Annotated in this window: 15 protein-coding genes and 1 pseudogene; 6 read left to right on the forward strand and 10 right to left on the reverse strand. The window is 46.9% G+C overall.

Annotated features, from left to right (window positions below; all coding sequences use genetic code 11):
* Nucleotides 1-1,212 precede the first annotated feature (1,212 nt).
* Complete coding sequence (locus tag ACUJFK_RS07280) at nt 1,213-3,747, forward strand: zinc-dependent metalloprotease (protein ID WP_445426496.1); 2,535 nt, start codon at nt 1,213-1,215, stop codon at nt 3,745-3,747.
* Between the two features lie 79 nt (nt 3,748-3,826).
* Here ACUJFK_RS07280 and ACUJFK_RS07285 read toward each other — a convergent pair whose 3' ends face one another.
* The 7 genes and pseudogenes from ACUJFK_RS07285 to tnpA all read right to left on the reverse strand — a co-directional run bounded on the left by ACUJFK_RS07285 (nt 3,827) and on the right by tnpA (nt 9,547).
* Nucleotides 3,827-4,495, reverse strand: coding sequence for a response regulator (locus ACUJFK_RS07285; protein WP_226750791.1), 669 nt, complete (start codon nt 4,493-4,495; stop codon nt 3,827-3,829).
* Nucleotides 4,496-4,641: 146 nt separating this feature from the next.
* The gene (locus tag ACUJFK_RS07290) at nt 4,642-5,286 is read right to left on the reverse strand and encodes a tetratricopeptide repeat protein (RefSeq protein ID WP_445426497.1); all 645 of its coding nucleotides are present in this window, start codon (nt 5,284-5,286) and stop codon (nt 4,642-4,644) included.
* Nucleotides 5,283-6,098, reverse strand: coding sequence for an SDR family oxidoreductase (locus ACUJFK_RS07295; protein ID WP_445426498.1), 816 nt, complete (start codon nt 6,096-6,098; stop codon nt 5,283-5,285). The genes ACUJFK_RS07290 and ACUJFK_RS07295 overlap by 4 nt, the downstream gene beginning before the upstream one ends.
* On the reverse strand, nt 6,095-6,769 hold the full coding sequence (locus ACUJFK_RS07300; protein ID WP_226750794.1) for a TenA family transcriptional regulator: 675 nt from the start codon (nt 6,767-6,769) through the stop codon (nt 6,095-6,097). The genes ACUJFK_RS07295 and ACUJFK_RS07300 overlap by 4 nt, the downstream gene beginning before the upstream one ends.
* On the reverse strand, nt 6,756-8,288 hold the full coding sequence (locus tag ACUJFK_RS07305) for an AMP-binding protein (protein WP_445426499.1): 1,533 nt from the start codon (nt 8,286-8,288) through the stop codon (nt 6,756-6,758). Before ACUJFK_RS07305 ends, ACUJFK_RS07300 begins: the two co-directional genes overlap by 14 nt.
* Nucleotides 8,281-8,991 carry a thermostable hemolysin gene (locus ACUJFK_RS07310; RefSeq protein ID WP_445426500.1) on the reverse strand — a complete coding sequence of 237 codons (711 nt, stop codon included), beginning with the start codon at nt 8,989-8,991 and terminating at the stop codon, nt 8,281-8,283. The genes ACUJFK_RS07305 and ACUJFK_RS07310 overlap by 8 nt, the downstream gene beginning before the upstream one ends.
* A gap of 256 nt (nt 8,992-9,247) precedes the next feature.
* A pseudogene (gene tnpA, locus ACUJFK_RS07315) lies at nt 9,248-9,547 on the reverse strand (IS200/IS605 family transposase).
* Nucleotides 9,548-9,665: 118 nt separating this feature from the next.
* Between tnpA and ACUJFK_RS07320 the strand changes: the two are divergent.
* The 4 genes from ACUJFK_RS07320 to ACUJFK_RS07335 all read left to right on the forward strand — a co-directional run bounded on the left by ACUJFK_RS07320 (nt 9,666) and on the right by ACUJFK_RS07335 (nt 15,231).
* Nucleotides 9,666-10,844, forward strand: a complete 1,179-nt coding sequence (locus tag ACUJFK_RS07320) for an RNA-guided endonuclease InsQ/TnpB family protein (protein ID WP_445426501.1) — start codon at nt 9,666-9,668, stop codon at nt 10,842-10,844.
* Nucleotides 10,845-11,127: 283 nt separating this feature from the next.
* The gene (locus ACUJFK_RS07325; protein ID WP_445426767.1) at nt 11,128-12,414 is read left to right on the forward strand and encodes a ribonuclease J; all 1,287 of its coding nucleotides are present in this window, start codon (nt 11,128-11,130) and stop codon (nt 12,412-12,414) included.
* 201 nt (nt 12,415-12,615) lie between these two features.
* Nucleotides 12,616-13,743 carry an N-acetylglucosamine-6-phosphate deacetylase gene (gene nagA, locus ACUJFK_RS07330; RefSeq protein WP_445426502.1) on the forward strand — a complete coding sequence of 376 codons (1,128 nt, stop codon included), beginning with the start codon at nt 12,616-12,618 and terminating at the stop codon, nt 13,741-13,743.
* Between the two features lie 159 nt (nt 13,744-13,902).
* Nucleotides 13,903-15,231 (forward strand): sugar MFS transporter, encoded by a 1,329-nt coding sequence (locus tag ACUJFK_RS07335; RefSeq protein ID WP_445426503.1) that lies wholly within the window; start codon nt 13,903-13,905, stop codon nt 15,229-15,231.
* A 13-nt stretch (nt 15,232-15,244) separates the two neighbouring features.
* On the opposite strand, the gene nagB is transcribed toward ACUJFK_RS07335, so the two are convergent.
* Together nagB and ACUJFK_RS07345 are read right to left on the reverse strand one after the other, a co-directional pair.
* Complete coding sequence (gene nagB / locus ACUJFK_RS07340; RefSeq protein ID WP_445426504.1) at nt 15,245-16,042, reverse strand: glucosamine-6-phosphate deaminase; 798 nt, start codon at nt 16,040-16,042, stop codon at nt 15,245-15,247.
* An 87-nt stretch (nt 16,043-16,129) separates the two neighbouring features.
* Complete coding sequence (locus ACUJFK_RS07345; protein ID WP_226750993.1) at nt 16,130-16,873, reverse strand: class I SAM-dependent DNA methyltransferase; 744 nt, start codon at nt 16,871-16,873, stop codon at nt 16,130-16,132.
* Nucleotides 16,874-17,083: 210 nt separating this feature from the next.
* On the opposite strand from ACUJFK_RS07345, the gene ACUJFK_RS07350 reads away from it, so the two are divergent.
* Complete coding sequence (locus tag ACUJFK_RS07350) at nt 17,084-19,195, forward strand: hypothetical protein (protein ID WP_445426505.1); 2,112 nt, start codon at nt 17,084-17,086, stop codon at nt 19,193-19,195.
* Nucleotides 19,196-19,342: 147 nt separating this feature from the next.
* Here ACUJFK_RS07350 and prsR read toward each other — a convergent pair whose 3' ends face one another.
* Nucleotides 19,343-20,704, reverse strand: coding sequence for a PEP-CTERM-box response regulator transcription factor (prsR, locus tag ACUJFK_RS07355; RefSeq protein WP_445426506.1), 1,362 nt, complete (start codon nt 20,702-20,704; stop codon nt 19,343-19,345).
* Nucleotide 20,705 lies beyond the last annotated feature (1 nt).

The raw sequence follows: 20,705 nt of genomic DNA on the forward strand, positions 1-20,705 counted from the left end.
GCATGGCAATTGTTAAGTTTTAAACAAACGTCGGTAAGTTCTCCGAACAACTTTGTTGGGGCACGCTGTGAATACATCCGTGTACGCTCCTCTTCTGCATCCCTGCAAAAGACGTCCCCAACAAAGTGTACTGCGCACTTACCGCCTCGTATTGTTGTAAAAACCAACCAGTGCTTCGTTCAACTTTGCTATAAAACGCCGTAAACCTCTCCCTCGGGGCAAACTTCATATCTAGAAGCTATCACTGTTCTGGTTTAGAACGCTATTGGCTAACGTTTTCGCCGTTTGCTAGTAACTTTTTTTTGGCGATGCAAAAAAAGTATCTCACTGTAGGTGAAAATACTGACTAGCTACTTAGTCTGAGTTGCTGAAATGATGACCAAAAACGTTGAGGTAAAAAACGTAATATGCAGATAAGCGCATAATGTTTTTGATTTTATTCCCCTTAGAGCGAGCCGACTGATCATCGTTGATCAAGGTTTTAAGAAAACGGGTGTTTGAGTGCGGCGACGAAGCATAGCGCGAGTTACGTTTTCGCCTTGGGCAACGCATGAGCAGTGGGGCTTTCGAGCGGAAGTGGGGTCGCATTTTCTTTGGATACTTTCTTTTGGCGATGCAAAAGAAAGTATCTCACCGCAGGTGAAATACTAACTAGCCGCTTAGGCTAAGTTGCTGAAATCATGACCAAAAGCTTTGGGGCAAAAGAGAGTGCATTCAACTAAGCGAATACTGCTTTGGCTTTTATTCCCCTTAGAGCGAGCCGACTGATCATCGTTGGCCAAGGTTTTAAGAAAACGGGTGTTTGAGTGCGGCGACGAAGCATAGCGCGAGTTACGTTTTCGCCTTGGATAACGCATGAGCAGTGGGGCTTTCGAGCGGAAGTGGGGTCGCATTTTCTTTGGATACTTTCTTTTGGCGACGCAAAAGAAAGTATCTCGCCAACGGCGAAAACGTTAAGGGGCTTGGTATCTGCCCCCGAAGCTAGAAAAGGCAAAAAGCAAGACCTGACCCTATAGTCTGGGATGTGAGGCGAGTCATCACATTAGACCTGACCCTATAGTCTGTTAGCGGCATTTGAGCCATTTATCGTATTAGTGCGTATGTCAGTCTGATCAATCTTGACTGAACGCATGGCTACGGCCAGTTTACATAGGTTGTTACTTTTGCAACCTGTTCACGAATACATTAACTAAAAAGATAAGAGACTACTCAATGAATAAATCCATTCTGTCGCTTGCGGTATCGCTGGCCTTATTGGCCGCGCCGATTGCTGCCCAAGATGCCAAACCTGCTGCCGAGAAAAAAGAACAAACTTATAGCAGCATGATTGCTAACAAAACCGCGATAAACGGTTTATTTACGCTGTATGTGGATGAAAAAACCGGTGAGCATTTAATGAGCATCACCGAAGCACAACTCGACAAACCGTTTTTATATTTCGCGAAAACGTTAGATGGGGTGACTGATGCAGGGCATTTCCGTGGCTCGTATCGGGGGACCAAGCTGATTGAATTTCGCCGTTACTTTGATCGCATTGATGTGATCAGTAAAACACCACGCTTTTACTTTGACCCAAACAGTGCTTTAGCGCGCGCCGCGGATGCCAATATCAGTGAAGCGGTACTAGCTACGCTGAAAATTGAAAAGCAACAGCAAGATAAGTTTTTAGTTAAAGCCGACAAGCTATTTTTAAGTGAAGACTTAACCAAAGTCTCTCCGTGGGCTAATCCGAACGATCCCAATGCCAAAAACCGGTTTAAAGTCGGTAAGTTAGACGAGAAAAAATCACGTATCGTGCAGCATCGTCCTTACCCGAATAACCTTGATGTGGTCGTTGATTATGTGTTCGCCGACGGCAACCCAGGCGTACGTGGCAGCGATGCCTTAAGCGATCCACGCTCTGTTTCTATCAAGTTTCAACATTCTTTTATTGCCTTGCCTGAGAATAATTTTGTGCCGCGTTATGACGACGCACGCATTGGTTATTTCACCACCCAAGCGGACAATATGACGTCAGAAGATTGGGCGCCGTTTCGGGATGTGATCCACCGTTGGGATCTGCAGAAAAAAGATCCGTCAGCGGCGGTATCTGAGCCTGTTAAACCGATCGTTTGGTGGATTGAGAACACCACCCCAGTAGAGTGGCGCGATACCGTCAGAGACGGTGTATTAGCATGGAACAGTGCTTTTGAAAAAGCCGGTATTAAAAACGCTATTGAGGTGCGAGTTCAACCGGATGATGCCGATTGGGATGCGGGCGATATCAATTACAACGTATTACGCTGGACCTCGTCACCACAGCCACCTTTTGGCGGTTATGGCCCCTCGTTAGCGAACCCGCTAACCGGTGAGATCTTAGGCGCCGACATCATGCTTGAATACGTGTTTATGAAGAACCGCTGGATCTTCGACAAGCTGTTTACTGATGGTAGCGCGAGCGCCAGTGAGCTAAGTGCTAATGATGCACATCAGCATGGCGACGGGTTATTTTGTTCGGCTGGCCATCAATTACAAGAAAGCTTTGTGATGGCCGCCAGCTTAGGCAATGGCTTAAACATTGAACAAAACGACATTATGCGTCAAGGCTTAATGGAGTTGGTATTACACGAAGTGGGTCACACGCTAGGCTTAAACCACAACATGCGCGCTTCTAACTTGTGGAATGCCAAAGAAGTGCATGACAAGAGCAAAACCCAAGGGATTTTAACTGGCTCGGTGATGGACTATACGCCTATCAATATAGCCCCACCAGGCATGGCGCAGGGCGATATTTTCCAAACTAAGCCCGGCCCCTATGATGATTGGGCCATTGAGTATGGTTACAGCACCGCGTTAAATGATGCAGCGGCAGAACAAGCGCGTTTAGAGAAAATCTTAGCGCGTTCAGTTGAGCCTGCTTTAGCTTTTGGTAACGATGCGGATGATATGCGTACGCCAGGTCGGCATATCGATCCACGCGTGATGATTGGCGATATGTCTTCAGAGCCTGTTGTGTATGCTGCCGATCGCATGCGTTTGTTAGAGAAAATGATGGCTGAGTTATCAACCACTGCCGTGACTGAGGGAGAGTCTTATCAGCGTTTACTGACCTCAGCCAATATGTTGTTTGGTCAGTACCGCAGCCAAGCCGGTGTGGTATCGCGGCAAATTGGTGGTGTTTATGTCGAGCGTAATGTCGCGGGAGCCCCTACCGACAAGCAGCCTTTAACACCAGTGCCATTAGCGCAGCAACAAGCGGCCATGAAGTTACTCAGCGAAAAAGTGTTTGCGCCGGATGTATTAGCGGTAATGCAGCCGTTATACAGCCAGTTATTACAGCAACGTCGAGGCTTCACGCATAGCGGTCGTAACTTAGATCCTAAAGCGCATGAGATGATCTTAGGCATGCAAAAATCGGTGCTGGATCACATCCTGCACAAAGCCGTGTTACAGCGTATTTCTGACTCCGCTCTTTATGGTAATGAATACAGCTTAACGCGCTTTATGAAAGATCTAACCGACAGCATCTTCGTTGACCCACGTAAAGCCACTTCAGTAAGTCATAACCTGCAAGTGGAATATGTGAAACGCCTGATTGCCGCTGCCGGTTTAGAAAAACCAAGCGACTATGACAATCTGGCGAAAGCGGCCGCCTTGTTGCAGTTGAATAACATTCAAGCTAGCAAGTTACCGCGCAGTGCGGATGACGCCGCAAAAGCACAAAAAGCCTTAATCGATCTGATGATCAGCAAGGCGCTACAAAGCTAAGTGAACCATTAGCGAAAGCCAACACGGCCTAACCCCGATGTGGGTTAGGCCGTTTCATGCGTTAATTAAGAGGGTTACATCACTCAGATAAATTGCTTGGTAATAAATAACCAACACCGCGTACGGTTTTAATCAGTTCTGGCTGCAGTTTTTTGCGTAAGTTATGAATATGCACTTCAATGGCGTTACTTTCGTTATCACCATCCCAACCAACGCTCAGCTCTTCTAGATGCTGGCGCGTTAAAATTTGATCTTTATGCTGTAAGAAATCTTGTAATAATAAAAACTCGCGCCGCGTTAAGTTAACCGCTTGGCCGGCAAAGTCACAGCTATGGTTGGCTAAATCTAACGATACTTTCCCTACCGTTAGGACATCATGTCGCCGCGTGCTTTGCCGACGCATCAGTACACGGATCCGCGCTTCTAGCTCACGCACATCAAAGGGTTTAATCATATAATCATCTGCCCCGGCATTGAGTAAACTCAGCTTGGTTTCTAGCTGGTCCAAGGCCGTCAGCACCAGTACCGGTAAGGTGTGTTTTTGTGAGCGTAATTTATCTAAAACGGTTTTAGCAAAGCCATCGGGTAAGCCTAAATCGAGAATGATTAAGTCAAATTCGCTATGATTAATCGCCTGTAATGCCTGGTTACCGGTTTGGCAGTGTTCCAATTGATAACCGACTTTGCTTAGCGCCGTGACAATACCTTGCGCTAATAATTTATCATCTTCGACTAATAACAAACGCATCAACTTGCTCCTGCTGCTGGCTAATTCTGCCAAGACATTAATATTATTCACTTAAGATAGGCTTAACGAGCTCTCGCTACAAGCGAGAACCCGTGTTAGCCATGTTTATAATGGCGAATGAAACACACTATAAAATGCTTAGCGTGTTATTTAGCCTTTTGTTGCGCGAGGCTTAAGGCTTGCATTATTTCTTGGCGACGGCCGAGATCGGCTTGCTCACGGCCGGGTCTATCCGGTGCCGCTAACGCTTTTTCAAAGGCGGCTATGGCGGCTTGATAGTCTTTTTGTTGCAGTAAAAAATCACCGTAAAAATAGTTAGCATCAATACCGTTAGGGTTAACCGCCAGACCTTTGAGTAAATATTCACGGGCTTTTTTATCGCTACCAAAGCCAACAGGCCAGCCAGGCACTTGATAATACAAAGAGCCTAAGCTGGTATAAGCCGAGCCATCTAGAGCATTGGCATCCAGCTCTATAGCTTGTTCAAATAGTTTGCGTGCCGCTTTCACCTCACTCAGTGCAGATAAACCGCCCACGGCACCGGCATAGGTTGAGCGAATAATCCCTTCCCAAATAAGATAATTCGCATCATTAGCATGTTCAGCACGGGCGGCGCTGGCTTCAGTTAATAACGCTTGATAAGCGCTTTCTTGCTGCTTACCGGTTTGTTGATATTTAATCTCGGCCCAACGCTGTTGCAGCTGTGGTAATTCAATGGCGTGACTGGTCGCGCTGAATAACAAGGCGCTGCTTAATAAGGTACCCACGAGTAAAGTTTGATAAGTGTTCATAAAGCCTCTCCTGTCGTCAGCGCTTGGCTAACATTCTGTTTTGCATAGCGTTTAATCACCGGTAATTGACCAGTAATGGCGTTATCGACCACCCCCGGCAATACAGCATTGATGCGGATAAACAGTTTTTCTGGATAACCTAAATCTTGATCGTGCATCTGTGTTGCTTGCAGTTGCCGTAGTACTTGGCTGGCAACCCACTGGGGGCTATCGGCCTTAACCTTTAATTGCTGATTCATTTGCTGCATCGCCGTACTATTCATCTCGGTTTGAGTGGCGCGTGGCGCGATATGACAAACTTGACGTGGGCTATCGGCCCACTCACGGCGTAGTGCTTGAGCAAAACTGCGCAGGCCAGCCTTACTGGCTCCATAGGCGGCAAAACCGGGATAACCGATGGCGCCCAGGCTTGAACCAATATACAGCAAGCGCGCGTCGGCACTTAATCGCGGCAATAAGCTTTGAGTTAGCTGCATTGGCGCCAGTAAATTGGTATTAATTAGCTGGCTTAGCTGCTCTGCATTTTGATCGCCCAATAAAGCAAAGTGATTAGTGCCGGCAGCAAACACCACGGCATCTAAAGGCTTTGTGCCTAAGCGCTCTAGCAGGTGTTGTCGACCGGCGCTACTGGCAAGATCAGCGATGACAATATGCGTTGGCCGACTGAGTTTAGCGGCTAAGCCCTGTAATGCTGTTTCGTTTCTACCGGTTAACCAGAGGGTTGCGCCTGCTTGGTCCAGTTGCTGTGCTAAAGCCTGACCAATCCCGCCACTGGCACCGGTTAATAAGACGGCTTTAGCCTGTAATGTCATGCGGCCTCCTGCTGAGATGGGGCGTTTTCGATACTGCGAAAGATATTGCCATACAACTGATAAAATACTTTTGCAGCATGAATAATGGCAGCTTGATCAGCGCTATCGGTAATGGTGTCCATTAACTTTTCAAAAAACGTCAGATGTTCAATATCCAAGCTGCCGTGTGAACGCAAATAACTAAAGGCTTTATTCGGTAAGCCCAATTGCTTTTGAATAATGTCTGCTGCTTGTGTGGCCAAATTAACACTGGTGCCTTCCAGCACTAATACCATACCGAAAAACGCTAACGGATTTTTGCGCAGCACGGTGTCGTAGGCATAAGCCACCATTAACTCGGTTGCTAGGCGAGGTTGGCCATGTCGTACGCTCTCTTTGTCCACACCACAGGCGGCAACATCGTTTAACACCCACTCTTGATGGCCTAATTCTTCCTCAATATATTCGGCAATGGCTTCGCGATAATATTCTTGGTCGCTACGCAGTCTGCTGCCAACGGCCATTAGCAAGGGCACCGTATGCTTAACGTGGTGGTAGGCTTCGGTTAAAAACGCCTGATACTCAGCTAAAGTAAAGCTTTGATCGGCTAAACAGCGCTGGATCAACGGTGCGGATAACAAGTATTGCCGCTCATTGCTGGTTTGTGCCATTAGTGTGTTAAAAAAACTCATAAGTTAACTCCTCTTTGGCAGCGACTGCCATAATGGTTGGAATAAGCGGATCGGGTTGTTGCTGATATAGCTGCTCAATGGCAGTTTGATACTGCTCAATAATCGGCTGGCGGCGCAATCGGCCATTGGCGGTTAGTTGCTGATTCGCTTGGGTAAAAGGCGTGTTTATCACCAGCACCGTTCGCAGACGCGCATAATCAGGTAATTGCGTATTAAGTTGGCTTAATTGCTGTTGTAAAGTCTGCTTGCTGGCATTAGCGCGAAGTGTTAGCACCACACTTAACCAAGGCTTGGCATCGCCAAGCACCATCGCCTGAGCAATGGCGGGACAACTTTGTAATTCTGCTTCGAGCCATTCTGGCGAAATATTTCGACCATAACTGCTGATCAGCAGATGTTTGCTGCGCCCTTGGATCACCAAATAACCGTCTTCATCCAGATAACCGAGATCGCCGGTATCTAACCACGCCTCTGGATCGCGTGGCATTTCACCAAGGTAACCACTAAAAAGCTGGCCATTCACTTCAATATGTTGCTGACGCACACGTACAGCAACATGGGGTAGGGGTTTACCCACACTGTTTTGACGTTGCTGTTGTGGTAAATTTAACGCGACAACAGAGCCCGCTTCCGATAAACCATAGCCTTGAAAAATCGGTAACTTCAGCGCTGCCGCCTGAGTTAGCAAAGCTTTGGCACAATGGGCACCGCCTACGGCGATAAAGCGAAAGGTACGGCTTAGCTCAGGATGCTGCCGGCAGATCAGCAGTAATGCTTGTAGCAGCTGCGGCGTTAAAATCAAACTGGCTGGTCGATATTGCAATAAGCTGGCAATAAAAGTCGGTAAATCTAAACCCGAGCTGCCAGCTAGGCCGGTTTTAGCGGCGCTAAGAATTAAAACGCGCTGCCCTAAACGCAGCGGCAAATACACGCCTGCTACGTTCTCTAATAAAGTGGCCAAGGGCAATAAGCAATAATGCAGCTGAGGCGCCCCGCTAAACTGCTCGGCTAAGGCTTGTTGTAAGCCATCACAGGTAGCGGCTTGTTGTTTCCAGCTTAGGCACACACCCTTTGGAGTTGAGGTGGTGCCCGAGGTAAACGTAATTTTGCCACTGCTGATCGGCATACTGGTAGCATGATGTTCGACAGGGTTAAGGCGCTTTGCCCACAAGCCGTCAATAACCGTTGGCTGGCTTTGTTCAGTGGCTTGTGTTTGTAGTACTAATTCAACACCGGCTTCAGCCAACATAAATTGTTGCTGCTGAACTGAGAAAAACACTGGTACAGGGATGGCAATTTTATTCGCTTGTGCCAACGCCAGATCGGCAATGACCCAGGCGATACTGTTATCACCGCTAATCGCAATGCGTTGATACGGCGAGGCAACCAGCCACGCACTAAGGATCGACACTTGCAAAGCCAACTCATGATAACTGAGTTGTTGTTCGCCATCGTCTAAAGCGATGCGATCGGCAAATTGCAGCAACTGAGCATGCGACACGGGCACGGTATTAAGCATAAGAGTGCTCCAATAGGTTAAGTTCGGTACTGATCTGTGTAATTTGCTCGGAAAATAGCCGTTTGATCAGCTGATAGCGGGTCAGTTGTTGCGCACTGGCTATTGCCGGTAACGCATGCCCTGCCATAACGGTAGGTTGTTTTTGATAATAGCGGCCCCAGCCTGTGGGGTTGTCGGCTAATTTGCTCACATCGGCAGGGGCCAAAGCCAGCGGTTGATAATGCAATTTACTTAATAAAGACTGCACTTCACTGGTCGCGGTAAAGGCGATCCATTGGTAAGGCGATACTATGATCAGTTCGCTTAATACCACCATCAATAACAAACTGCTGCCACTGCGACTGGCGACCAAATTACCCACTTCTAAAATGTGTTGGCGTGGTACCTCAATGTGCTGTTGAGCACTTAAAACTTGTTCAATTGGTGCCGGTAAATATTGTTCTAAAAACAAGGGTTGCGTAGCGGCTGCCGTTAAACCCACCACGGCGGTTAATTGCCCGGCGCAGTGCAAGCTCAGTAGCACCGGCATAAAAAAATTGATGTCGGCTTGATGGTGTTGCCGAAATTGCTGTTGAATAAACTGTTCTATCTCAGCGCGATCGGCGCTGTGCCTTGTATGCAATGTCAATTTACTGCTTTGCAGCGCCAAACAATCGCCAAAAAAAGGGCGGGGCAAAGCGTTAAGAGCAGCAAACTGAGTCATAACGTGGCCTTAATAAAGCAAACTGTGCCTAATTTAAATGCCGAACCTTAAGACTTTATTAAGACAAAACTAAAAATTGCCCGTTTCATAGCATATAGCCAGAAATAGGACGTCGTTTAATACGAATGCCCACCCTAAACGGCTATTCCCCTCCCTGCGAAGGAACCGGGAGGGGAATAGCCAAAGGTGCGTCAGCACCTTAATGCGGTCTATCCTGTTGCTCGATGTACTGGCGAATCAACGCCAATGGCACACCTCAGCATGTGCCAGCAAAGTAAGAGCGACTCCAAAGAATATTCTTACTAAATGCCCCTGCAACATCATTAAACTCCCTACGAATCCGGCGTGAACTTTTTGCTTTCAGTGAGTTAACTCACTTAGCAACGCTTGGTGTTTTAGGGGATGTTGATATTAATAGGTGAACATGATCTGGTTTGCCGTTAAATTCCTTCAACACTGCATCAAGACCCAGACAAAGCTATTTATAAGTTACCTCTAAGCTTTGCAAGTGCAAACCACCAAACACTTTCTTTCTGTATTTAGTTACAAAAACGATATGTAAATGTAGTAAATATCAACTATATCTACTTTTATCAAAATTATCGTTCATTAAGATTGCCTTTCTTGCTAGCACTGTTATTCTGTACAGTATATTAATACTTGACTTTATTGCAATGTTAATTCGCAAAGCCTATAAGTTTCGATTGGAGCCTAATGCTGAACAAGCAGCGAGGCTTAATGTGCTGTGTGGTCATGCACGGTTTGTGTGGAATCAAGGTCTGCGTCATTGCTTGGATAAGCTGGATGCTGGCACAAGGCTCCCAAGCGCTTTTGAGCTGAACAAACTCATCACCCAATGGAAAAAGCAAGATGATCTGTCGTGGCTAAAGGAAGCCTATACGGATAACTTGCAGCAAAAGCTAAAAGACTTACATAGCGCATGGATGCGCTGTTTTGACAAATCACTTGCTGCTGATAAGCCCCGATTCAAAAAGAAAGGCCAAAACCCGGATTCCATACGCTTTGTTAACTTTAACAAATACTGCGAACTAGATGCCAAGCGAGTCAAGTTACCAAGCAAGTTAGGCTGGATTAACTTTCGTAAGTCTCAAGACGTACAAGGCAACATTAAAAACTGCACAGTTAGCGTTAAATCAGGCCACTGGTATATTTCATTCCTAGTGGAGCAAGAGATTGACGAACCTAAGCATTTTTCTGGTTCTGCCGTAGGCATAGATATGGGTATTGCTAAGTTCGTCACGTTATCTGATGGCACATATCTAAAGCCGCTTAATGCATTCCGTAAGCATGAAAAACGCTTGGCCATTGAACAGCGCAAGCTATCAAGAAAAGTGAAATTCTCTGCTAACTGGAAAAAGCAGAAATTAAAAATCCAAAAACTGCACACGCTAATTGCAAACTGTCGCAAAGACTACTTACACAAAGCCTCTCATCACATCAGCAATAACCACTCGATGATAGCGATTGAGGATTTACGTGTATCCAATATGTCTAAGTCAGCAAAAGGCAATTCAAAAGAACACGGTAGAAACGTGAAAGCCAAGTCTGGTCTGAACAAAAGTATCCTTGATCAAGGTTGGTATGAGTTCAGAAGGCAGCTTGAATATAAGCAATTATGGAATGGCGGTTTAGTTGTGGCTGTGCCAGCAAAATACACCAGTCAGACTTGTCCTTGCTGTGGTCATGTATCGAAAGACAACCGCCAAACTCAAGCGAATTTTGAGTGCATCGCATGTGGCTACAGCAACAACGCAGATGTTGTTGGAGCGTTAAATATTTTAGAGCGGGGACACCGCTTATTAGCCTGTGGAGAGTCGGCGTTGGTCGCTTGATGAATCAGGAACTTGCATCTAAAGTGATTTAGTGTGCGCCCAGGTAATGGGAATCCCCCACCGAGTTAGTTGGGGGAGGATGTCAATTTCGTATATTTGACGTATCTAATGCCTTATGATTGGGCTTTTATAGCAGCTAAAGCTAAAAAAGTGATATTAGTGAGCACTTTAGCGCTAAGCAATTTTACAAGAGGCTATTTTGACGCACGCAGTAGTGGCAGAGCGTTTACCCAGCGCCAAAGAATTATGGTTTTTACCACTGGGTGGCTGTGGTGAAATTGGCATGAACCTGAACTTGTATGGTCATGATGGCCAATGGTTGATGGTTGATTGCGGTGTCACTTTTTATAATCCATTGCAGCCTACCGCGCAGAAGTTAACCGCTGAAGTGCAAGCCGCTGATCCTACGTTTATCAGTCAGCAGCGCGAACGTCTTTGCGCCATTATCATTACACATGCCCATGAAGATCATATTGGTGCCTTGCCGTATTTGTGGCCACGCTTGCAAGCGCCCGTGTATTGCACGCCCTTTGCCGCAGAAATTTTACGCCGCAAAATTGCCCGCTCGGGTTTATCAGCGGATATGCCCATTATAGAAATACCACCGGGAGGCACCTGTCAATGTGGGCCTTTTGTGGTTAATTGGCTGAATATCACCCATTCTATTCCAGAGCCGCAGGCGCTGCTGATCACCACTGCCGCCGGTAAAGTGTTTCATACCGCCGATTGGAAAATGGATGCGGCACCGATTTTAGGCCGAGCCTTCAAACCGCAAGTGTTTAAACGCTTAGCCAAGCAGGGCATTACTGCGATGGTATGTGATTCAACCAATGCCTTAAAAAGTGGTTTTTCGTTATCTGAAACCGCCTGTTACCAAGCCTTATTAACGGTGATCCAACCGTTTAAACGCCGAGTGGTGGTGACCGGTTTTAGTAGCAATATCGGGCGTTTAATTAGCTTAGGGCGCATCGCCAAGCAAAGCGGCCGTTATTTAGCGCTATTTGGCCGCGCCATGGAAAACATGGTAGGCGCGGCGCGGCAATGTGGCTTTTGGCCAGAGGATATTCCACTGATAGCCAATGAGCATGTGGGTTTTTTACCGCCCGAGGAAGTGTTAGTGGTCGCCACCGGCAGTCAAGGCGAGCCCAAAGCCGCGTTAACCAAGTTAGCAGAAGATCGGCATCGGCAATTATTATTAGAGCCTGATGATTTGGTGATTTTCAGCGCTATGCTGATCCCCGGCAATGAAATGCTGATTTCTCGAATGGTCGATAAATTAAAAGCCAAAAAAGTGCAGGTGTTACAACAAGCCGATACTTTATTGCCCATCCACGTATCTGGGCATCCCAACCAAGGTGAGCTGGATCTGCTCTATCGTTATGTACAACCCGAGATTGCTGTGCCGGTGCACGGTGAAACCGCGCATATGCAAGCGAATGCCCAAGTTGCGAAGCTCGCGGGTGTGCGCCAACAATTGCTTGGGCAAAATGGCGATTTATTTATCCTAGCGCCACAGCGTCGTTGTGTAGCGGGTTTTGCTCATGCAGGTCGAGTGGCAATTAATAACTAAATATCATTTATATGTTTGTGTCATAAACCAGATTAGACGATTCTTACTGCAACAGCAAAGGTCTGCCTGCCTTTGCGTAATGTCATACTTAACAAAAAAGCCATTGCACTGAAGCTAACACAGCGTTATTTTGCGCTATCAGCTTGTGCTAGAGGCCTCATTTAACCTCGATGCCGCAAACTCTCAGAAAAAGGAAGCACAATGCAGCGCTTAGCGGTGGCTCAATTATTCGACGGTGCAAATTGGCATCATAATGTAGAAGTGCTGTTAGCGCAGGGGCGGATCAGTCAGATCCAAGCGGCGAGTGGTCAGGTGTTAGCCGGGATGTTAGTGCCAGGCTTTATTGATTTGCAGGTTAACGGCGGCGGCGGCGCTTTATTTAATACCGCACCCACTCGCGAAACCTTGCACACCATGGTACAAGCGCATGCTCAGTTTGGCACCACCGCCATGCTACCGACGGTGATCACCGACAGTTTAAATGTCATGCAACAGGCTGCCACCACTATTGCTGATGCACTAAGCCAGCAACAAGCGGGCATTTTGGGCGTCCATTTTGAAGGGCCTCATTTATCGGTGCCGAAAAAAGGCGTGCATCCGCAGCAACATATTCGTGCTTTAACGGCCGCTGAGCTGGCGCTCTATCAGCGTTCCGATTTAGGATGTCGTTTACTCACCGTGGCTCCTGAAAATGTTTCTCCAGAACAAATTCAAGCATTAAAGGCCAGTGGAAGCCATGTTTGGCTCGGCCATTCCAATGCCGATGCCGCCACGGTGCAGCAGGCACTGCAAGCCGGGGCCAATGGCTTTACCCATTTATACAATGCGATGTCAGCCTTTACTTCGCGCCAACCTGGTATGGTTGGGGTAGCACTAACAGATGCCGATAGTTGGTGTGGCATTATTCTCGACGGCTTACATATCGATGCAATTGCCGCAAAACTGGCGTTATTAGCCAAGCCGACGGGTAAAGTGGTGTTAGTCACCGATGCGATGTCGCCGGTGGGCACTACCGAAAGCGAATTTGCTTTTTTTGACGGTATAGTGCGCCGCGAAGGCAATAAGCTGACCAATGAAGCGGGCGCGTTAGCCGGTTCCGTATTAGATATGGCCTCGGCGGTACGTTATGCAGTGACATCATTGGGTGTGGCATTGGATGAAGCACTGCGTATGGCGTCGCTTTATCCGGCGCAAGCGCTGGGGATCGAGCAGCAATATGGCCGTTTGCTGCCGGGTTATCGGGCCGATTTTACCTTACTGAATGGTGATTTAGAGGTAGAAGGCTGCTGGATCTCGGGGCAGGTTCATTATTTAAAAACTAAAAACTAAAAACTAAAAACTAAAAACTAAAAACTAAAAACTAAAAACTAAAAACTAAAAACTAAAAACTAAAAACTAAAAACTAAAAACTAAAAACTAAAAACTAAAAACTAAAAACTAAAAACTAAAAACTAAAAACTAACCTTTATACAGCTGGCAGGAAATATGATGGATAAGTCTTTGCGCACACCCTCGACCGTTTCAACGCTCGGCCCGATGTTAATTATCGGCATCTTGTTCTTTGTGTTTGGTTTTGTTACTTGGCTAAATGGTGCGCTGATCCCCTTTTTACAAATTGTTTGTCAGTTAAACGAGTTTCAAGCCTTTTTTGTTACCACCGCCTTTTATATTGCCTACACGGTAATGGCTTTACCCATGTCGTTTTTATTAAATCTACTGGGTTATAAAAAGAGTATGTTAGCGGGCTTACTGATTATGGCCGTTGGCGCGTTATTATTTATTCCTGCGGCACAAAGCGCCTGGTATCCGTTATTTTTATTAGCATTATTTACCTTGGGTACCGGCTTAACGATTTTACAAACGGCGACCAACCCTTATATCGTCTGTATTGGCCCGCGCGAAAGTGCTGCCATGCGCATCAGTATTATGGGTATTGTTAACAAGGCCGCCGGTATTATTGTGCCGTTTGTGTTTGCGTCTATGGTGCTGAGTAATATCGATCAGTTCTCTGCCGAAGCCTTGGCTAAATTGTCTCAGGTAGAACAGCAAGTGCAATTGGCCACGTTATCAGAGCGCTTAGTGCTACCTTATCTTTATATGACGGGCGCATTATTGCTATTAGCGTTTTTTATCGGTTTTGCCCCCTTACCTGAATTACCCGCCAGCGAGACCGCGACTCAGCGTGACAGCAATCATTTACGTGCAGTATTGGCTAAGCCGCAGTTGGTATTTGGGGTGCTGGCATTGTTTTGTTATGTCGGGGTAGAGGTAATTGCCGGTGATACCATTGCGCTTTATGGCAAGCATTTAGCCGTTGGTCATTTTGGTGTGTTAACGTCTTATACCATGAGTTTTATGGTGCTGGGCTACGTGCTAGGCGTGGTATTGATCCCTCGCTGGTTAAGCCAAGCGCGCGCTTTACAAATCTCAGCATTAAGCGGAATTGGCTTTAGTTTGGGGGTGATCTTTGCTTCAACCGATAGCCAGTGGTTATCAAGCGTGCTGATTGGCTGGTTAGGTTTTGCCACCGTGCCTGACTCAGTAATGTTTTTAGCCTTGTTAGGTTTAGCCAATGCGTTAGTCTGGCCAGCCGTGTGGCCTCTGGCTTTAGAAGGTTTAGGTAAATTAACGGCGACAGGCTCAGCGCTATTGATTATGGGCATCGCGGGTGGAGCGGTGTTGCCGTTAACTTACGGTTACCTAGCCGAGCAAAGTGGCAGTAATCAACAAGCTTATTGGTTATTACTGCCTTGTTATGTGTTTATCTTATTTTATGCCTTTAAAGGCCATAAATGGCGGCAGTGGGCCGCCCGTTAACGGATGCTGGTGACTAGGGCTGTCGTTGAAATCGCTGATATAACGCCGCGGTTTCTTTGGCAACATGCCGATAAAATGCTTGGTGCTGTAGCGTTGAGGCCGCTGCTTCATCAACCACAATAATGGCTTGTGGGTGCAGTTGTAAGGCGGAGGCAGGGCAAACTGCACTCAGTGGCCCCTCAACTAACGCCTGCACGGCTGGCGCTTTCGCACTGCCAGTGGCAAGTAGCATAATTTTCTTTGCTTCTAAAATGGTGCCAATACCCATCGTGATCGACAAATGCGGTTGATACTCGCCTGCCTTAAAAAAACGCGCATTGTCGGTAATGGTTTGTGCGGTTAACGTTTTAATCCGAGTACGCGACTGTAATGAGGACGTTGGTTCATTAAAGCCAATATGACCATTGCGGCCTAACCCTAATAACTGCAAATCAATACCGCTTGCAGACTTAATAAGCTGCTCATAATCCATGCAGGCTTGCCAAGGATCTGCCGCTGCGCCCAGCGGCACGTGCGTATGTTCAGGGTTAATATCAATATGCGCAAATAGGTGTTGCTGCATAAAAGCATGATAACTTTGCGGGTGTTCGGGGGCTAAACCGAGGTATTCATCTAGGTTAAAGGTTTTAACCTGAGCAAAGGATAATTCGGCAGCCTGATAAGCCGCAATAAGGCGTTGATATAACGCCAAGGGTGTCGATCCGGTGGCTAAACCTAACACTGAGTTAGGTTTTTTGGCTATCTGCTGTTTAAACACCTTGGTGCCATAGTCAGCTACGGCGGCGCCATCTGCTAAAATCACCACTTGCATGGCGGTATTCCTAAAAAACATTAAGGCCATTAATGTAGCAGGTTTTGACTAGGGCTTGTTGGCGTTTGTAAGAACGTTTCAACCGTTTTAACGCTTCACACACACAAACAGCGCATTACCGCTTTGCGTGTCCCAGGGTTGGATGCTTTGATAATCATGCTCTAACACATGCACTTCAAAATAAGGTGCAAGCAGCGCCAGTAATTCAGTAAAACTCACGGCCACCATGGTATGGCTGTCTTGCCATTGCTCGGTGTGCCCTGCGGTTTCTCGGCTGATGTGTAAATTAAGGGCTTGTTGCTCACCTTGTCCAGAGTAATACCACGACGAGGCAAAGGTAAAACGACTTTGCTGATACTCACTACTATGTGAAGCGGATAATTGATTGCTGATACGTTCTTTATCAACTGCATTAAAACAAAACACACCGCCGGGGCGCAGTGCTTGGCTCACGTGACGTAAGCAGCTTTGTAAACCGGTTAGGCTGGCGCTGTAATGAATGGAGTAAAGTAAACAGGTAATCAAATCGACTGGCTCGGCCAGCTGAAAGTGACACAGATCTTGTTGCATAAACTGCGCATCTGGGCAACGAATAGCCGCCAGATCGAGCATCGGCTGGTTCAAATCTAAGCCCGTACATTGAAAACCTTGTTGCAGCAAATGCCAAATGTGCGGCGCGGTACCACAGGCCAAATCAACATGCTGCTTGCCACCATTTCCAAATAACCCGGCAATCCGCGCGATAGCTTGGCTTTGCTGTTGATAATTAATATCGGCACAAAGCACATCGTAATAGGCCGATAAGTCTGTGTAGAGCGCATTGGACGAAATCATTGATCGCCGTCTCGGCAAGAAAAGGTGGCGCATAATATAGTAGTTTTGCTGTTTGGCAAAGTGATGTAGTGCTTAAATACTGCACAATAATGCTTTTGATATAAATGCTGAAATACTTTATTAGAGCAAGGCTGTTTTTTTATTAGCAAAAACAAGCAGAGTCGCATATGCTTTTTTATGCATATTATCTATACAAGGAAAGGTATTTTGACTACCAACACCACCTCACATCAATGGCGCTTTTTTCGCTCAGGCGGCTTTGACCAAGTCTCCATAGAAACCGCCGCCGATTTACTCCACTTAGGCGAACTTAATCCAAAACTTTGGACTGTACTGAATTGCCCGACAACGGGCTTAGAGTTTGATGAGCGCACTTTGGCGCTGATGGATAACGATGGCGATGGCCAGATCCGTGTGCCTGAAATTCTTAGCGCCGTAAGCTGGAGTTGTCAGCGATTAACTGATGCCAGTGTTATGTTTGCTCAGCCTGGTTTGCCGCTCGCCAGTATTTCTAAAGCGGATGCCGAGGGCGAGGGCATTTATCATGCCGCCGAAAAAGTCATGGCCTATTTGCAGATCCCGGCAGACCAGCCGATTCAGGTGACGGACTTAACCAACACCAGCCAATTGTTTTCGCCGAATCACTGCAATGGTGATGGTGTCATCATGCCAGAGTTAACGCCTGATGCAGCACTACAGCAATGTATTGCTGAGATCATCAGTACACAAGGTGGCGTGGCTGACCGCAGTGGTGGAATGGGCGTAACACAGGATACCGTCACTAGCTTTTGGTCACAGCTACAAGCCGTGCAAGACTGGCATGCGGCCTATGCCAATGAACAAGGTTTACTGTGCCCGCTAGCAGAAAACACCGCGGCGGCCGTTGCGGTATTTGAGCAAGTGCAAGCGAAAATTGACGACTACTTTGTGCGTTGCCAACTCGCCGCCTTTGATGGCCGTGCCAGTGATAATTTAAACCCGTTAACGTCTATGTACGACGGCCTAGCCAATCGGGTTATTGCCGAGCAAGACAGTGATATTGCTTCATTACCCTTATCTGAAATTGCAGCAGATCGGGCTTTACCTTTAGTAGATGGCATTAACCCCGCATGGCAAACACAAATTGCTGCGTTAACCAGCAGCGTATTACAGCCTTTGTTAGGTGACGATTACGCCGAATTAAACCTTGCCGATTGGCGCAAGGTATCTGCTCAGTTAGCGGCCTGGCGTAATTGGCAAGCCGCGCGCCCGGCTACGGCGGTGCATGACTTAGGTTTAGATCGCATTAATGAACTGCTAGCCAGTGATTTTAAAGCGCAATTAGAACAACTCATCGCCGATGATTTAGCCGCGAGTACCTTTGCCGATAACTTATTAGCACTGGAAAAGCTCACCCGTTATCAGCAAAACCTTGTTACCTTACTGCGCAATTTCGTCACCTTTAGCGATTTTTATCGTGGTGAATCTAAAGCTATCTTCCAAGCCGGTACACTGTTCTTAGATCAACGTAGCTGTGAATTAGTGATGCGCGTAGCGGATCCGGCGCGGCATGCCACGATGGCGCCCTTTAGCGGCTGTTATTTGGTGTACTGCACCTGTGTGCGCCAAGATGAAAAACCGATCAATATTGTTGCAGCACTGACTAACGGTGACGTCGATGAATTAATGGTGCCAGGCCGTAACGGTATTTTCTATGATCGCCAAGGCCGAGATTGGCGTGCCAGTGTTACCAAAGTGGTGGCGCAACCGGTCAGTATTCCGCAAGCGTTTTGGTCGCCGTATCGTCGTATGGCGGCCTTTATTGAAAGCCAAGTGCAAAAATTTGCGGCATCGCGCGATAAAGATATCGAAAGCAAAACCAATAGCAGCGCCGCATCACCCACGGCGGTGGCCAGTAGCTTTGATATTGCGAAGTTTGCCGGTATTTTTGCCGCTATTGGTTTAGCTTTAGGTGCTTTAGGTACCGCTTTAGCTGCGGTGGTTGCCGGTTTGTTTTCGTTAGCATGGTGGCAAATACCGATCGTACTAGCGGCAGTGATGTTGCTGATTTCAACACCGTCGATGATTTTGGCTTATCTAACATTACGTCGGCGTAATGTGGGGCCACTACTGGATGCTAACGGCTGGGCGGTAAACACCCGCGCCAAAATCAACGTACCTTTTGGTGCGTCTTTAACTGGTGTCGCGAAATTGCCTGCTGGCGCGAAACGCAGCTTAAGCGATCCTTATGCAGAAAAAACTAGCCCATGGCGTTTGCCACTGCTATTGGTATTTTTAGCAGGTGCAGCTTGGTTAGGTTGGTGGCATTTCTTTAGTTAATACGTGAAATGGGTTGAACTCGGGTTTGATTGCCGAGCTACCCAAAAAAATCCCCCTAAGCCTTAATGACTGCGGGGGATTTTTTATTGCGGTGTCACTATATAACGCAACAGTTGAAAATTGGGGCCATTAAGAAGCGATACTGTTTTAAGTTTCGGTATCCGTGCTACGTAAATCGTACATTTTATGCTTTTCAATTAAGGCATACAGTGTGGGGCGAGTAATACCTAAAAGATCAGCAGCCTTAGATAAGTTACCTTCAGTCATCATATGGGCTTGGCGGATTGCTTGAGTTTCAACGTCTTCACGCATTTGCCGTAAAGTTTGCATCTTAATATTGCCATTTGGGGCCACTAAGCCTAAATCTTCGGCATCAATTTGCTTTGACTCTGCCATGATCACTGCAGATTTAACTTTGTTCTGTAATTCACGAATATTACCAGGCCAACTATGCGATAACATGGCTTTGGTTGCTTGCTCAGAGAAGCCTTGCACACTCGAGTGGTATTCATCATTAAAGCGCTGTAATAACGCTTTAGCGATTAAAATAATATCGTGACCACGGCTACGCAGTGGCGGGATGCGCAGGATGATTTCACTCACCCGATAAAAGAGATCTTCGCGGAAGGTTTGTTGGCTGACCATCTCTTGTAAATCGCGGTGCGTTGCGCAAATAACGCGAACATCCACTTCAATTTCACTGCGGCCACCAACACGCTCAATAACACGCTCTTGCAAAAAACGCAGCATTTTAGCTTGTAAGCTTAAAGGCATATCGCCAATTTCATCCAGCAGCAAGGTACCGCCATTAGCGCATTCAATTTTACCAAGGGTAGTTTTAACTGCGCCGGTAAAAGCGCCTTTTTCATAGCCAAATAATTCGCTTTCAAGCAGGTTTTCTGGAATAGAGGCACAGTTAATGGCAATAAAGGGTTTATCGGCGCGAGCGCTTTGCTTATGTATGGTGCGCGCAAACACTTCCTTACCCGTGCCGCTCTCACCCAATAATAGCGTGGTGATTTCAGTCGGGGCTATTTTCTCAACCACACGACAAGCTTTGATCATTGCCTCGCTGTTGCCTAAAATATCCGTCTGTTGCTGCGAGTTGTTTTTTAGCGCTTTGTTCTCTTTTTCTAGCTCAGTGAGCTTAAAGGCGCGTTGTAAAATGATGTTAAGTACATCGGCATCAATCGGTTTTTGATAGTAATCATAGGCACCCAGGGCAATAGCTTGCAGGGCATGGCTATTATCGGTACTACCGGTTAACACTATTACCTTAGTATCGGGCGCTGAGCCTAAAATGTCAGATAAACACGCTAGGCCTTCGGTCGCATTTGTCGGATCCGGAGGTAAGCCTAAATCAAGGGTAACAACCGAGGGCTCGTAGCGTCTAAGATGTGTCATCGCTTGTTGCCGATCACCAGCAAAAACTAATTCGTAATCGCTCAAGCTCCACTTTAATTGTTTTTGGATCCCGAGATCGTCTTCAATTACCAATACTGTTTTCATG

Source organism: Alishewanella sp. HL-SH06 (assembly GCF_052656265.1).